Annotated in this window: 11 protein-coding genes; 8 read left to right on the top strand and 3 right to left on the bottom strand. The window is 44.5% G+C overall.

The window, feature by feature from the left end; all coding sequences use genetic code 11:
* Positions 1-79: 79 nt before the first annotated feature.
* Genes NSQ99_RS16115 through NSQ99_RS16105 form a run of 3 tightly spaced genes read left to right on the top strand, consistent with a single transcriptional unit; the run spans position 80 to position 3,107 of the window.
* Positions 80-1,213 carry a type III polyketide synthase gene (locus tag NSQ99_RS16115; RefSeq protein WP_340837815.1) on the top strand — a complete coding sequence of 378 codons (1,134 nt, stop codon included), beginning with the start codon at positions 80-82 and terminating at the stop codon, positions 1,211-1,213.
* On the top strand, positions 1,206-1,910 hold the full coding sequence (locus NSQ99_RS16110) for a methyltransferase domain-containing protein (protein WP_340837814.1): 705 nt from the start codon (positions 1,206-1,208) through the stop codon (positions 1,908-1,910). The genes NSQ99_RS16115 and NSQ99_RS16110 overlap by 8 nt, the downstream gene beginning before the upstream one ends.
* A 33-nt stretch (positions 1,911-1,943) precedes the next feature.
* A complete protein-coding gene (locus tag NSQ99_RS16105) occupies positions 1,944-3,107 on the top strand; it encodes an NAD(P)/FAD-dependent oxidoreductase (RefSeq protein WP_340837812.1) in 1,164 nt (387 codons plus the stop codon).
* Between the two features lie 37 nt (positions 3,108-3,144).
* Here the strand turns inward: NSQ99_RS16105 and NSQ99_RS16100 are convergent, their stop codons facing one another.
* From NSQ99_RS16100 to NSQ99_RS16090, 3 genes are all read right to left on the bottom strand, one after another.
* On the bottom strand, positions 3,145-3,648 hold the full coding sequence (locus NSQ99_RS16100; protein WP_251666302.1) for a C40 family peptidase: 504 nt from the start codon (positions 3,646-3,648) through the stop codon (positions 3,145-3,147).
* Positions 3,649-4,237: 589 nt separating this feature from the next.
* A complete protein-coding gene (locus NSQ99_RS16095; RefSeq protein ID WP_340837810.1) occupies positions 4,238-4,735 on the bottom strand; it encodes a hypothetical protein in 498 nt (165 codons plus the stop codon).
* Between the two features lie 110 nt (positions 4,736-4,845).
* Positions 4,846-5,733, bottom strand: coding sequence for a helix-turn-helix transcriptional regulator (locus NSQ99_RS16090; protein ID WP_340837808.1), 888 nt, complete (start codon positions 5,731-5,733; stop codon positions 4,846-4,848).
* Between the two features lie 181 nt (positions 5,734-5,914).
* Between NSQ99_RS16090 and NSQ99_RS16085 the strand changes: the two genes are divergently transcribed.
* The 5 genes from NSQ99_RS16085 to NSQ99_RS16065 all read left to right on the top strand — a co-directional run bounded on the left by NSQ99_RS16085 (position 5,915) and on the right by NSQ99_RS16065 (position 15,920).
* A complete protein-coding gene (locus NSQ99_RS16085; protein ID WP_340837807.1) occupies positions 5,915-8,662 on the top strand; it encodes a glycosyl hydrolase family 95 catalytic domain-containing protein in 2,748 nt (915 codons plus the stop codon).
* A 404-nt stretch (positions 8,663-9,066) separates the two neighbouring features.
* Positions 9,067-10,797: an ABC transporter ATP-binding protein gene (locus NSQ99_RS16080; protein WP_340837805.1), complete on the top strand. Its 1,731-nt coding sequence runs from the start codon at positions 9,067-9,069 to the stop codon at positions 10,795-10,797.
* Positions 10,794-12,623 carry an ABC transporter ATP-binding protein gene (locus NSQ99_RS16075; protein WP_340837804.1) on the top strand — a complete coding sequence of 610 codons (1,830 nt, stop codon included), beginning with the start codon at positions 10,794-10,796 and terminating at the stop codon, positions 12,621-12,623. Before NSQ99_RS16080 ends, NSQ99_RS16075 begins: the two co-directional genes overlap by 4 nt.
* Before the next feature lie 104 nt (positions 12,624-12,727).
* Complete coding sequence (locus tag NSQ99_RS16070; protein WP_340837802.1) at positions 12,728-14,617, top strand: alpha-galactosidase; 1,890 nt, start codon at positions 12,728-12,730, stop codon at positions 14,615-14,617.
* A 13-nt stretch (positions 14,618-14,630) separates the two neighbouring features.
* Positions 14,631-15,920, top strand: a complete 1,290-nt coding sequence (locus NSQ99_RS16065) for a galactokinase (RefSeq protein ID WP_340837801.1) — start codon at positions 14,631-14,633, stop codon at positions 15,918-15,920.
* The last annotated feature ends 11 nt before the right edge of the window (positions 15,921-15,931 follow it).

The raw sequence follows: 15,931 nt of genomic DNA, 5'->3' as shown, positions 1-15,931 counted from the left end.
TGTTGGTTTAAATCGGGCTTGTCTGTCCGAAAATGGATAATGTGAGAGGTGGCTGTTCGTTATGAATGCTATGAATTCAATGATTGCAATACTGGGAATTGGCACAGCAGTACCGGAGTATCGGCTGAACCAAGCGGATACTGCGCAACGATTAAGTGAGGCGCTAAGAGACAACACGGACTCCGCTCGTTGGGCGAAAAGACTGTTCAAGCAATGCGGTGTGGAGAATCGCTACACCTGTGAGCCTAATCTGCTAGAATCAGCTGAAGACTGCCGTTACTTCTCGCAACAGTCGCTGCAAGCAGTTCCGACTACAGCTGAGCGAATGGCCATCTACAAGCGTGAATCGGTACCGTTAGCGCTTCGTGCTGCAAGAAATGCGCTGCACGATGGACAAGCCGATGCCTCGGAAATTAGTCATCTGATTACGGTGAGCTGCACAGGCCAATTTCTGCCGGGCATGGATACCCAGCTCGTACAACAGCTTGGGCTTGCTCCTGATGTCAAGCGAATTCCGCTTAACTTTCTAGGTTGTGCGGCGGGACTTCGAGCGGTGTGCCTTGCTAAAGAATTGGCAGCTCATCAGCATGACGCCAAAGTGTTGATCGTCAGTGTGGAGCTGTGCACACTTCATATTCAACCATCCAGCAAGCGCGAGGATTTATTCGGTGCTTCCTTCTTTGGCGATGGAGCTTCGGCTTGTATTGTCGGTCATGCATCGGAGGAAGGATATGGCGGTCAATTTCTACTAGGCGATGACCGTTCGATTGTGCTGCAAGGCGGTGCAGAAGAAATGGTGTGGGAGGTAGGCAATTTCGGCTTTGATCTGTATCTCTCGACAACGATCCCGAAGCTGATCGGCCAATTTGTCCCAGAACAAATCACCACTCTATGCGGTGATGAGCCGATTGATCTCTGGGCTATTCACCCTGGAGGCAGAGGAATTATCGAGAAGCTTGCGGATGTATACGGATTATCCGACGAGCAGACAAGACCGAGTCGCACCATTCTGCGTGATTACGGAAATATGTCATCAGCAACGATATTGTTCGTGCTGAAGGAGATGAAGCGCGAACTGGAAGGGGCAAAGAAAGAGATGAGAAGCGGCATTGCACTAGCTTTTGGTCCCGGTCTCACCTGTGAAATGATCCAAATTAAATATGTTCCGGGCGTACAGTCGGAGTTGCGGCAGATGGACGAGGCTTATGTTTAAGAAGCTGCGGCATCGAGCGCTTGAGGATGAGCTGATGGATGATTTTTCAATGGGGGGAGCCGAGCTTCGAGAAGCTTTACAGCAGCTCAGAGTCATTAATCGGATATTTCAGGCAGCAGGACCCGTGAAGTATGGCGTGCAGCAATTGTGGCAGGAAGCTGGCAAACCCGATTATCTATCTATTCTCGATATTGGAGCAGGATCAGGCGATGTAAATCGACTTCTACTTCGCTGGGCGAGTGCCAACGGAATAGAGATAAAGCTGACATTAGCGGATCGAACTGAAGAAGCCTGCGAGGAGGCAAGGCAGCTTTTTCGGGATGAACCGCGCGTCGAGGTTATGCAATGCAACTTGTACGATCTAGAACCCGGCAGCTTCGATATTGTAACAGGCACGCAGTTCGTTCATCATTTCAGCCCCGCTGAACTGCCAAGTGTTGTAGGAAGTATGCTGCGTGCATCAAAAACAGGTGTGGTCATTAATGATATTCATCGGCACTGGATTCCATGGTTAGCTGTATGGCTGACAGCACGTCTAATCTCCACGAATCGATATATTCGCAATGACGCTGCCCTGTCTGTAGCCAAAGGATTTCGCGCTGAGGACTGGAGACATTTAAAGGATGCGCTTGGAGTTCCCGATATGGCATACTGCTGGAGACCGCTGTTCCGATATGCGGTTATTATTAAAAAATGAGTAAAAATCTTAGAATTATCGGAGTGATTCGTTATGTATGCTCATGATGTGGCCATTATCGGAGCGGGAATTGCCGGCAGCACTTTAGCCAAGTCTTTAGCCGACAGTGGCTGGAATACGATTCTGTTTGAACGTAAGAAATTTCCCCGTCATAAAGTATGTGGTGAATTTCTGTCACCAGAAGCCAAAAGCATGCTAGACTCACTCGGAGTAAGCGAGCTTATCCAATCACTTCGGCCCAGCTTAATTGAACGTTCTCGTCTCATCTTCAGCCACGGGGATGTGCTGGAAGCGCCTTTAGCAAGCCATGCCTTAGGAGTTAGCCGTTATTCGCTCGATGCCGCGCTGCTGACTTCTGCACAGCTTGCGGGCGCACATGTTCAGATGGGATCAGCAGTTACGGCTGTCACTCCCGCGAATGAGGGCTTCATCATTCAGGCGAAGCAAGGGACGGAAACGGTCTCCTATAAAGTTCGAACAGTTATTGCCGCATGGGGTGCTAACGGGCGAATGCCAGGTACAACGTTATATTCTGCCCGTTCCAACCGAAGAGAGACGAATAATCCGTATGTTGGTGTCAAATCTCATGTTGCTGGAATTACAACGGATGCAGCGGTAGAGCTTTATTTTTTTGAAGGCGGCTATCTAGGCATAGCTCCAGTGGAGAATGGGTTGTTCAATGTCTCAGCATTGCTGCGGCAGAAAGCTTTTCAGCATAAGCCAAAAACGATAGAAGGCTGGATAGACGCGGCTTGCAGCAGAAACCCGCAGCTACAACACAAGCTTTCCAATGCTGTGCCGATCGCAGGTACTCAAGCAGCCGTCGCCCCGGTTCAGTTAAGCCGTGAGCCGCTAGTCTGGAATGGATATCCTCAAGTCGGAGATGCTGGACTTATGATTCCGCCGTTATGTGGGGATGGGATGTCAATGGCGCTACGCTCTGCGTTAATGTGTGCTTCACTTGCAGATCGTTATTTAAGCGGTCAAATTTCGCTTGATCAATGGCGACACCACTATGAACGATTCATTGAACAACAGTTGAAAGGTCCAAGGCAGTGGGGGAGGTTGCTGCAATGGATGATTGAAGCTCCTGTCCTGCCGCGCCTGCTCGTACCATGCGTCCGTTTCACTCCCGGATTAATGCAAAGGCTGATTAAAAAAACAAGATTAAAGGACGTGCCGCTCGATGTTCAATGAGCTTCACGTCCTTTTGGATTTGTTAGTACTTCATAATTTATTTCAATACGCGACGAGCAGTTACATACGTTTTATCCCATGAGCTGCCTTTAAAAGTTGAGATCGTTACGCCAACTTTTTTGCTGTACGTATGAAGAAGTTTGTTATTACCCATGTATATGCTTACATGGTTGATGACACCGTCACGATTCGTATCAGAGAAGATCAAGTCGCCTGCTTTTAAATTCGATTTCGATACATACTTGCCTACTTTCGATTGTTGTCTTGAGTTTCTCGGAAGAGAGATGCCGTTCTTTTTGAAGACGTATTGTGTAAAGGATGAGCAATCAAATGCAGATGTAATACCTGATTTTGCTCCAAATACATAAGGAACGCCGAGATATTTTTTACCTGTAGCGATAACACTGCTTGCAGAGCTGCTTGTCGCCGCATATGCTGTATTTGTATTAGATGGAGTTGCTGATATTCCGCTAAAAGCAACAGTTAAGCAGACTCCAGCAACAGTGATGATTTTTATTAGAGAGCTTTTATTCATTTTCATAGTAGTAATCCTCCTGATGACTGAAATATATTGTATTACTTGGCTTGTCCTGAAAGTAATAACAGTATATCACAGAAAAAAATACCGCTATTTACCTGTATTAAATGAAAGCTTTATCATACTTGATAAATGAGAAGGTTATTAGAATTCAATGAAAGAATATTAATTTTAGGAGGGTTGACAGCGTTTTCTATCATTTTGCACTTAGATTGGAGGTTGAATATTGAACATCATGATTATTTTTTTATCTTTTATCGTTTCAACGATATTATCTGTTGTAGTAATGAGGAATAAGAAAAGTAGGTGGTTAGCTGTGTCTTTTGCTCTAATGATCAACGTAATCATTTTGGGAGCAGCCTATTGGTTATTCTTCAATGCAGATAAGGAGTCACAATTGTTTGGTATTGATTTTCATGATAGATATTTATTATTGGTATTTATACCTGTAAACTCGTACTTAAACTATATCATCCTCTTGTTTGCTAAAAAATTCGAGCAATCTCACAGATCATAGCTTCAGTCTATACCAGACAAGCAGTAAGGCTGCTCATGCGATTAAACTAGGGGATTTTATTTTTATTCTTCGGATTTATTGCACGTGCAGCTTTGAGACATATTCGTCAGAGATTTCATAGCTTACGATAATATTTCCGTCAGCGATCGTGTATGATACAACAGTATTGCCGTTATCATAGTTAAGTTGATTATCGGAAAGTAATCGAAAACGGTGCTCCTCTAAAGTAAGTCTTGCATCTGCCGCTGTCGAACCAACATGAATACCATAAACAGAATGATTAGGATTTTCTGTTAATATTCCGGCTACACGGCTATCTTCGTAATAGATCTGTAAATCAAGGTGGTCATATTGGAATACTTGTCCTAAGCTTTTCGTAGGTACTCGTTTACCATAGCCTAGACGTTTTTTAGTCTCAGCTTGATTCTTCCATAGAGTAATGTCATCTACTTGTAAATGGGAGTTGAGTTGTTTAATTGCTAGTGTATCCCGAAACAGATGATAGATTAAGAGGGAAGCTATTAAAATTAAACAAGCGCCTATTAGCCCCCATTTTAAATACTTATGCTTCATACAGAACTCACCTCTTCATAAAGAAAGCTACTAGCTATAGTTGAGCAGCTTAAGTCCTACCAGTTTACTCATTATTTAATAAATTCCATTGTATAAGTATATGTAAATCTCTATACGTGTCTGGTTTTCCTAGATTGCGACGCAGTCATACCGTAATATTTCTTAAAGGCATTACTAAATTGTTCTATCGTAGTAAAGCCTACTTGAGCGCCAATGTCACCGATGCTTAGATCTGTAGTATGGAGCAGTCTATTGGCAGCTTCCATTCTGGCTTGCAGCTTTTTATCTTTAAACGATACGCCATATTGCTTATGGACAGCTCTCTGAGTTTGCCTGACGCTCAGCTTCAGTAGGTCCGCAAGCTGCTCAAGTGTAATGGTTGCGTAATGATAGAGAAAGCTGTTTTCAATAATCAGTAGTCTATGGTCATCAAGCGTTTTAAGTGGAATCTGCTGTATGGAAACATTGTGATCGGTATACTGCTGGATCGAGCTAATGATGATGATTTCCAAAATGTTTGTCACCATTTGATGCCAGCCAATACTCTTGCTCGTCAATTGATTAGCTAGAAGTTCAAACATGCTCATCAAATCGCCACATTCCTTGCCTATCCAAAATGGTGTGCTTTGAAGCAACGTATGAAGCATTGGCTCCTGCACAATCGCCCTCTTACTCGTAGAATTCGTATCCCCTGATATCACTTCAAAAAAGATACAATATTCAGCCATTGGATCCTCAAGGTTTGTAATTTGCTCATGTACTACATTAGGGCCGGTCATAAACAATGTACCGGGTGTAATCTCGTAGTGGTTGCCGTTAGCAATAAGATTACCGTAGCCTCTAGGAATGTAGTGCAGCTCATATGTATCTAAGCTATGGCTGTGGGCGTGCATTGAACTGTAGAAATATCCAAATTTCACATAATGTACGTTGAGCAACAAGTGGTCCAGTGATAGCTTAATATCTAAATGATCAATATGAATAGGAGGTAACTTCATGAAAACTACATCCTTTCCCTAACGATGATCTTGAATGAATAAACTAGAATTATGTAAAAAGACGACAACTTTGCTAGATGAAATGTCTACTTTTACGATAACGGTAACTTACCTGCGTTAACTATAATTATAGTATGCCTTATATAGGAGTGTACATAAATAGCAGAGGGGTTGAAGAGCTATGAGTAGTACTAGCAATAATGCGGCGCAGCGTTTATTTGTAAAAGGAAATTATGCATCGACCTACCGAGAAATTCCTACAGAGAATCCTGGACATGCCTGGAGAGAAGGGATGGTCAGTGGCAATGGGGAAAATGGATACATTACTGCAGGATCACCATATTCGGACACATTCATCTTTCAAAACATATGGTTTATTTTCCCTTCTAGCGAGCCTAGGACGATTCCGCAAGAATTAACAGGTCAGCTTGATGAGGCGAGAGAGAATGTGTTTAATCTTAATGAAAATTGGAAGATCAAGGATGCTAGCGGGAATAGAAGGAAAAGAACATTTTATTATTGCTACCACCCGGCGCACCAGCTTAGATTGAATGTACTAGAAAAGGGGAATCCGATTCACTACAAGCGCTGGACAAACTTTGAATCAGCAGAAACGGGCGTGTGTTATACGGATGAAAAAGGAGATTGGCAGAGAACCTCGTTCACCTCGAGAGCTGACAATGTTACGATTACGAAAATGCTGAGCTCCTCGCAGGATGCCAAACTAAATCTAGTCATTTCCATTGATGATATTTCCAGCATGCATGGTGTTCCCAATGGCTTGATTGATGTTCAGGCCATGCAGTACAAAAAGCTGGTGGATGCTGATTGTCATTATATTGCGCAGGTTGCACATTATCCCTCCTATGAAGGTAGCGAGCTTACAAGAGGAGGCTATGCAGGTGTAACTAGAGTTGTCGCTGTAAATGGCCGAACAGAACGGATATTACTTGAAGATAGCGAAGAGTCTATGAATGTGGGCGCAGAACCCAATCCAGCGATTCGTGTTATTGATGCTGATGCCATTTATTTGATTACGAAATCAGATAGAACATTTGCAATGGGAGAGTTGGCTGATTTTCGAGCGATGACCGCCTATGAGATTTGCGACCAATTGCAGCAGCAGATTGAGGAAGTAGTAGGTCGTTATAGCAACGCACAGGGTGAATTCGATTATAACGCTGCTCTATCTACGCATGCTACAAAGCACGGAGCGCTATTCAACGCGGTGGAGTTCAGACTTGGCGAGCAGGATGCTTCTTCTCAGGCCCATTACGCTGCGCCTGCTCCAGAAGCTATAGAAAATAGCGAGATCATAAACATGCAGCGGCAGGCTGCGAACTATATTGTTCCTGCTTTTATGAAAAAAGTATACGATCAAGGGCGTTACGCGATGATCTGCTGTAGCGGAACTAGTGCGCCACGTCTATACGGCATGTGGACAGGAGAATGGAATTCAGGGTGGCGTTCCATTTATACGCTTGATGCCAATGTGAACTTGCAGGTGGCAGCGATGAATACAGGGCGAATACATGATGCAGCATTAGGCTACATTACATTTTTCTTAAGAAATGCTCCAGATTTTGCTGAGAATGCAAAGATGGCGTATGGGATGCATGATGCACTGCAAGTATCAGTAAATTCAGACGGCGACCGTGCTATGCATGTTGAATACGACAACGATTACCCATTTCAATACTGGAATGCAGGCGCAAGTTGGTGTCTTCTGCCAATCTATGAGTATTGGCAATGCTATGGAAATCAACAAATTCCTATTAACAGCAATATGCGGATGGAAAACCTACAATGTATTCTTGGCGTAGAAGATGGGGGACTCAGCGATGAAGCGTTCAATAAGCTTTTGAACAAAGGACAACTGGATTTGCAAGAAGAGATTTTATTGCCTTTGCTGACAAAGCAAGCTAATTTTTGGGAGCAGATCTGCACACCAGAGTATTATACCGATGCAGAGGGAAATGCCTGCTATAAGAAAGGAAAGCATCGATTAGAGCCGGGTGAAAAGTATATGATTCTTCCAGCATATTCACCTGAGAATCATCCAATTGGCTACCATAGTATAATTACTGCTAATGCTACGATGGACATCGCTGCAGCCCGGGATGGTTTGCATATGGTCATTGCGATAGAAAAAGCAGTAAAGCGTAAAGGCTATGAGATGGCTGTTGAGAAATGGGAAACACTGCTAACCCAGCTGCCTAATTATGTGTACGATGAAGATGGTGCCTTACGCGAATGGGCAATGAAGGAGTATGTAGAAAATAATAATCACCGCCACTTAAGTCACCTTTATCCTGCATGGCCCGCTTATGAAACTAACGATGATACAGGATTGCATGAGGCAGCTAGGCTTGCCCTCAAAAATCGCAATCTCTATAATACTGCTGATGACACGGCTGGTCACGGTTGGATGCATAAGGCACTTGTTGCGGCAAGATTAAAAGATGGAGAAGAGGTTGTACAGTCGCTCCTGCCAATGATGATTAATCAAGGGTACTACACCTCCTTAATGACAGACCATGATACGAATAGAAGATGTTATTCCTATTGCACTGACACATTATTTGGCACAGTAGCTGTAGTGAATGAAGCAATGATTTACTCCAATTCAGCGGAAATTGAATTACTGCCTGCGTTGCCTCAACAATGGAAAAACGGCTCGATAAAAGGCTTGATGACAAGAGCTCACGTTGAGGTTACCGAATTAAGCTGGGATATTGAAAAAGGTAAGGTTGCTGCTTCGCTTTGTGTGCATTCACCGCAGAGAGAATTAAAGCTTTCATTAGGTCTTGCATGGAGTAAGGCAAAAGTAATAGTAGGAAAAGAGAAAACGATTTATGATTATAAAACTGACAAAGTTAGTCTTGATGTGGCGGCAGGCACAGAAATTGTAGTGGTGTATATAATTTGAAGTCGTTTATATGTAAATATACTGAACCATTTTGGCTCTGATAGAAACGAACGGTCCATTGGATAACTTTAATCCAATGGGCTTTTTTGTGTGTTATTTTTTAAGACGCAGCTATAATATTTCTACTAATTCAAACGTTATGATGAATCAGATATTGGAATTATAGACTGGAACTTGAATACAGAGAGGCAAAGGACCGCCGAGCGCTCAATATGAAAATGACATAAATGTTACGATAATGTCCTTTTAATGTAAAACAAAAATTACTAAAATTAACAAATGTAATCATGAAAATATAATAAATTACTGAAAATGTAGTGTAGGTATGAAAGGCGGTTGTAATGAATATTTTCAAACATTTGAAACCGTATTATTGGGAAGTACGAGGACACATGCTTGTTTCCATGATAAGCCTAATATGTGCTACCGCACTTGGATTAGTATATCCACGCTTGTTGCTAGTGCTAATTGACGACGTCATTATTGGTGGGCAATACAGTCTGGTGCTCGGCCTCACTGCTGTGCTGTTCAGTGTAATCGCATTGAAGAGTGGACTGCAGTATGTCCACGGATGGATAGGATCCCGAGTGGGCAACCGCTTGATCATGAGATTGCGCAGTGAGTGCTACAACAAACTTCAGAAGCTGCCCAACAGCTATTATGACACGGCGAAAACAGGGGATTTGATGTCGAGGATGACTTCGGATCTTGATGCCATTCGCAACTTTATTGGTTTCGACCTTGCGCAGTTTATTAATATGGGTATCATGTTCGTTTTTGGTGCGGCGATGATGCTGTGGATGAATTGGCAGCTGGCACTGCTAACGCTATTGACTTTGCCGCTGCTGGCACTTGTAGCGATCCGGTTCGAGAAGAGAATTCATCCGGCATATCGGAACGTTCGCCTTGCCATGGGCGACATTGCGTCGGCGGCTCAGGAAAACATTTCGGGTATGCAGACGGTTAAGGCGTACTCCCGGGAAATGTACGAGAATGACAGATTTTCGGCCCGCAATGAACATTACAGGAAGCAGCAGCTTCTGGCGGTCAGCGTATGGGCCAATCATTATCCGGTCATCGAATTATTAGCCAATATATGCACGGTCATTTTGCTTCTGTCAGGCGGTCTGTTCGTTATTTACGGAACCTTATCATTAGGAGAATTTGTTGCGTTTTCCAGCTTAACGGGATTTATCATTACTCCAATGTGGTGGGTAGGGTTCCACATCAATAAATATACATTGGCGAAAGCATCAGGTGAACGCGTGATAGAGCTCATCAATGAACCGGCGGAGGAAGAGGACTATCCGATGCCATTGCCTGCCAAGCAGGAGGATGGCTTACATCTCGGTGTTTTACGTTTCGATGGCGTAACGTTTCACTATAAGGGACAGGCATCGCCTGCTCTTAAGGACTTCTCCCTGGAGGCGGGAATCGGATCGGTCATCGGTCTTATCGGTGGGATGGGCTCCGGAAAATCGACGGTTATGCAGTTACTAATGCGAGCGTATGAAGTTGAAATCGGTAGCATTACGATTGATGGGATCGATGTTGGCCAATTTGAACGCCGCCGACTGAGAGAGCTCATATCTGTCGTATTTCAGGAGACGTTTCTGTTCTCCGCTACTATTCGCGACAACATCACATATGGCGCAGAGGAAGTTACGATGGAGGAGGTTATCAATGCAGCTCGGCTCGCGCAAGCGCACGATTTTATTCAACAGCTACCGCTGGGCTATGATACTGTCATCGGGGAGAGGGGAATGGGGCTGTCCGGTGGGCAAAAGCAGCGGATTGCGATAGCGCGGGCTTTTATACGAAATCCTAGAATCGTCGTTCTCGACGATGCGACAAGCGCAGTGGACATGGAGACTGAACGCCTTATTCAAGCGGGACTAAAAGAGCTGATGAAGGGCAGGACGACAATCATCATCGCACAACGCATCTCCTCGATAAGACATGCGGATGAAATATTGGTTTTAGACCAAGGGATCGTTGTCCAGCGCGGACGACACGAACAGCTTATCTCAGTGCCTGGACCATATGCAGATATTTATGAAATGCAGTATGACGTGCAATACGAGGCCGAAAGCGTGGCTGCGGGTGCAACTCGCCTACAGGAGGAACGCATATGAATGCAAAGCAATCTTCGATTACCGACAAGACGAATCGGTTCATCTACCCAAACGAAGCAGAAATCAATCATTCCTTTCAGTGGAAGCAGCTTCATCGGCTATATAGCTATTTAAAGCCATACCGTAAGCAGCTGCTGCCAATTGTATTGACGTTGCTGCTTAGTACCATCATCAAGCTGATCGTACCGGCTTTGACCATTATTGCTATTGATTATGCGCTTAACCCTTTAAGCGGCAAGCCGAATGCCGGGCTGCTTATCGGTTTGGCTGGAGTGAATTTGTTGTTATACGTGCTGCAATGGGCCGCAAGTCGATACCGGGTACTCTACACGAACAAGATTGGGCAGCGGATTATTGCCGACATGCGGCAGCAGTTATTTCGACACATTCAATCATTGTCGCATCGATTTTTTAATAGCAGGCCAGTGGGTGCTGTACTTGGAAGAATAACGAACGATGTCAATGCCCTAGAGGAACTGTTCACAAATGGCATTGTCAATCTCCTCATGGATATGATTCAACTGATCGGTATCATGATCATTCTGCTTGCATGGAATGTGAAACTTGGTATCGCTGTAATGCTTACTGTACCGCTTATGTTTTTCATTTCCTCTGTGTTGAGAAGGCAAATACGCCTTGCATTTCAGAAGCTGAGAATGAAGCAGACACGCATCAATGCGCATTTGAATGAATCGATACAAGGCATTCGAGTCACCAAGGCATATGCACAAGAGCAGCACAATATGCGTTTTTTTGACAGAATCAATGAAGACAATGTGAAAACGTGGAATAAGGCAGCGGCGCTTAATCAGTCGTTCTCACCTATTGTGGAATTGACCAGCGCAATCGGAACCGTTATTTTGTTCCTGTACGGAACTTATTTAATCCAGAGTGGAGAGGTGACAGTTGGTGTTATTGTCGGATTTGCCAGCTATGTGGGCAACTTTTGGGAGCCTGTTATGAGACTTGGTCAAATCTATACACAGCTGTTGGTAGGAATGGCTTCCTCTGAGCGGATTTTCGAGGTTTTAGACGAACAGCCGTCGACTGCAGAACAATCAGGTATGACTCAGTTGCCCGTTATTAATGGAGATGTGAAATTCCGGCAAGTTGCGTTCAATTATGAAGAAGGACGCGCGGCCTTGAGAGGAATCGATCTTGAAGTTCAGGCAGGGAGTACTATCGCGTTGGTTGGGCATACAGGGGCAGGAAAAAGCACGCTGATGAATTTGCTGTACCGATTTTATGAGCCAACTGAAGGAAGTATTTTCATTGACGGCACTGATATCCGTGATGCGACTATTCATAGCTTGCGCTCGCAGATGAGTATGGTGTTACAGGACATGTTTCTTTTCTCAGGGACAATTCGTGAAAACATTCGTTATGGCAAGATAGACGCGACGGATGAGGAAGTGGAACGGGCAGCAAGAGCAGTTTGGGCGCATTCATTCATTATCAAATTACCGAACGGGTACGATACGCAAATTGAGGAGCGTGGCAGCAAGCTGTCAGTAGGCCAGCGGCAGTTGTTATCGTTTGCGAGAGCGCTTATCGCCGATCCACGTATACTTATTCTTGACGAAGCGACTGCGAATGTCGATACAGAGACAGAAATGAAAATTCGCCAAGCGCTCCGTACTGTGCGGCAAGGTAGAACAACGTTTGTTGTTGCGCATCGGCTATCGACGATTCGCGACGCGGACATGATTGCCGTCGTCGATCATGGGGTCATAGTAGAGAAAGGAAAACACGATGATCTAATAAATCGACAGGGAACATATTATCGATTCGTTGATGCCCAACAACAAACACTCAGTATTGAATAAGTTTCCAAAAGTGTAAAATAATTTAATTAATATCATACAATATAATATTTTTTCTATAAAATAGTATTTATTGAATAAAAATATAAGTTTGCGAGGAGATATGTATGGGTGACTATTTAAAAATTGCTGTCCAGCTACAGTCGGGAAAGCAAGTCGTGTTTGAGGATATAGTCTTCAGTGAAAACTATTTGTTAGAAAGTGATGGTATTTTACTTAAGGTCGGTAGCGAAATGCCTTATCCTGTTGAGGCGCGTCCACTGGACAATAGCGAGACTATCACAAGTCTTGAATTTACGTTTTACACGGAAATACGCAATTATCATTCAGTCATTGTACCTGATAGTGGTAGGTGGTTTTTCAACAGTTCCAAGATTGTCACGTTCTGGCGTTCGTTCCGGGAACTAGAGACAGGGGTAGACGACACGAAGCTTCCGTTGTACATATTTACAGGACGCGACCGAAATACTGCGCTAGCTGCAGGTATTATTGGTGAAAATTATGAAACGACTTATCAGCTCGTAGAACCAGAATCTAATCGGGCGTTGAATGTACATACCGGACATATCGCATTTCGTATTAAAAGAGGAACAGACCAGTATCCAATTCCGCAGCGAATTGCGCAGCAGTACGACGACAGGTCGGTAACTGAATACGTGTATTATAATCAGTTTGCTGGCTCGGATCATGCGCAGCCGTGGGTCATGAGCATTCGTGACTTTTCGAACTATCAGCGGAGCTTATACCTTCTGCAAGACGTTGAAGTGGAAGCTTCAATGCTGCCGATATGGTGTACGTGGGCTGATTGGCATAGTAATGACATTACGAGCGATATTATTGTCGACAATGTCAAGATTGGTACCGAACTCGGCATTCACAACTATATTATTGACGACGGCTGGTTCGGACCTGGACTGGACAACGATTATAGCGTCAATCTCAATATCGGGGACTGGGAGCCGGATCCTCATAAAATACCGGATATGGTAGCTCTTGTGAACGACATAAAGGAACATGGAGGTAAACCCATCATATGGTGCGCTCCGCACGCGGTAGCAGCTGGTGCAAAATGCTATCCGGAACGGGAGCGCTTGCTTATCGCTGAGGAATCGGGGAAGCCGATTATTAATCCGACGCAATTTTATTCGTTGTGCTTCATGAATGAGGAAGCCCGGGATACGATGGCTGACATTTGTGTCAAGTTCATTGAAAAATGGGATTTCGATGGGGCCAAGTACGACTTGTTCAATTGGGTGCCGAACGTTAAATGCAACAATCCGAATCATCATCATGATGTAACGACGATGCTCGAAGGGCTGGAGATGACGCTTGCTCTGATCGAGGAACGTACGCGCAAACTGAAGCCGGAATATATCGTTGAACTGAAGCAAAACTACGGCACACCGTTTTTCTCAAGATACGGCACAATGATGCGCGCGGGGGACGGGCCGTTTGATCCGGAGAGCAATTTTCTACGAACGCTTTTCATTCAAGGCTATACCCCTTATGCTTTAAATGACTATCAAATTATAAAAGGGTCTGAGACACCGGAGGATACAGCTGTTGCGATTATTAAAATGCTAGCAGCCGGCATCCCAGCTTACAGTATGGATTTCAAGAAGCTGTCTGTCGAGCAATTGGACGTCATCAGGCTGCTCAATGAATGGTATATCAAGCATCTGAATATTTTCAAACAGCACCGTATCCCGCTCGATCCTGACTCTGCCATTCTTAAGGCAGAAGGACCTAATTTCGATATCGTATTTATGGTCAACGGCGGCGGACCAATTGAAATCGCCCGAGACACGATAGTCGTCAACGGCACGTACAGCAGCCAATTGTTCGTACGTAGCAACTGCTCGGAAAAGTTAGAGCAGATGACCATTACTGTGGCCGATTGTTTTGGTAAAGAAGTAGATTCACAGATATATATCGCACATGCCTGGAATGCCGTTCCTATGTCCGTAGGCGGTATTGTCAAGATAACACACATCTAAGGGGGATTTAATAATGCTATTCATACAACAATCGATTGACTTAATCGAGACGACAAAAGCGCAAAGCCTGCTGGTATCAATGTATGGGAGAGATCAGCTTGCAGCTCAAACAAGCCGCTACCAATCGCTGCTCAAGAAATATGCTGAGCATTATGGAGACGGTCAGGTACGACTGTTCAGCGCACCGGGACGCAGTGAAATCGGCGGAAATCATACTGACCACAATTATGGAAAAGTGCTTGCTGCAAGCATCAATCTGGATACAATAGCCGCAGCAGTTGCAACGGACAACGGAGTTATTACGATTATTTCGGAAGGGTATGAGGGTAGGACTGTTATTGATCTGCAGGATTTGGAGGTCAAATCGGGCGAAGGCGGTACGGCTGCGCTTATCCGCGGCATTGCTGCAGGTTTTGTGGCGAAAGGATTTGCAGTTGGCGGATTCACCGCTTATATAACTAGCAACGTGTTGTCCGCATCGGGGTTAAGTTCATCGGCGTCGTTCGAGATGCTCGTATGCACCATTTTAAACTCGTTCTACAATGATGGCTTATTGGATGCCGTCACGATATCTAAAATTGGACAATATGCCGAGAACAAATATTGGAACAAGCCTTCCGGGCTGCTTGATCAGATGGCATGTGCTTATGGAGGTCTCATTGCGATCGATTTTGAAAATCCGGAGCAGCCTATCATAAGACCGATCAACTACAATTTTTCAGAGCAGGAGTATTCCCTCGTTATTGTCAACACAGGTGGAAACCATGCAGACCTGACCGAGGATTATTCCGCAGTTCCTAACGAGATGAGAGCTGTTGCTAACCTGCTTGGTGCAAGCGTCTGCCGTCAGGTGACGCAGGAAGACATTTATCAAAACTTATCGGCTATTCGCAGACAAGCAGGCGATCGTGCAGTGCTTAGAGCGCTGCATTTCTTCGCAGAGAACAATCGCGTTGACGAGCAGGTCAAAGCGCTGCAAAACAATGATTTTGACTACTTCCTTTCGCTTATCACCGAATCAGGCAACTCCTCGTGGAAGTGGCTTCAAAACTGCTATCGGGATTCCGATTCGCATGAGCAAAGCATTACAGTAGCACTCGCGATTACAGAGTCCTATTTGAAGTCAATCGGGAAGGGGGCTTGCCGCGTACATGGAGGCGGTTTTGCAGGCGTTATTCTCGCTATCGTACCGAGAGAATCAGAAAATGAGTACACCGCATTGATTGATCGCACGCTTGGCACATCTACATTTGTCATCCAAATTCGCGAGCAAGGCGCTATTTGTCTGAATGACTTAATGTAAATAATTCAATA

The organism is Paenibacillus sp. FSL W7-1287, from assembly GCF_038004245.1.
GTDB classification, from domain to species: Bacteria; Bacillota; Bacilli; order Paenibacillales; family Paenibacillaceae; genus Pristimantibacillus; species Pristimantibacillus camelliae.
The sequence above is the reverse complement of the archived record's forward strand: the minus strand, read 5'-3'. Positions and strand labels throughout refer to the sequence as shown.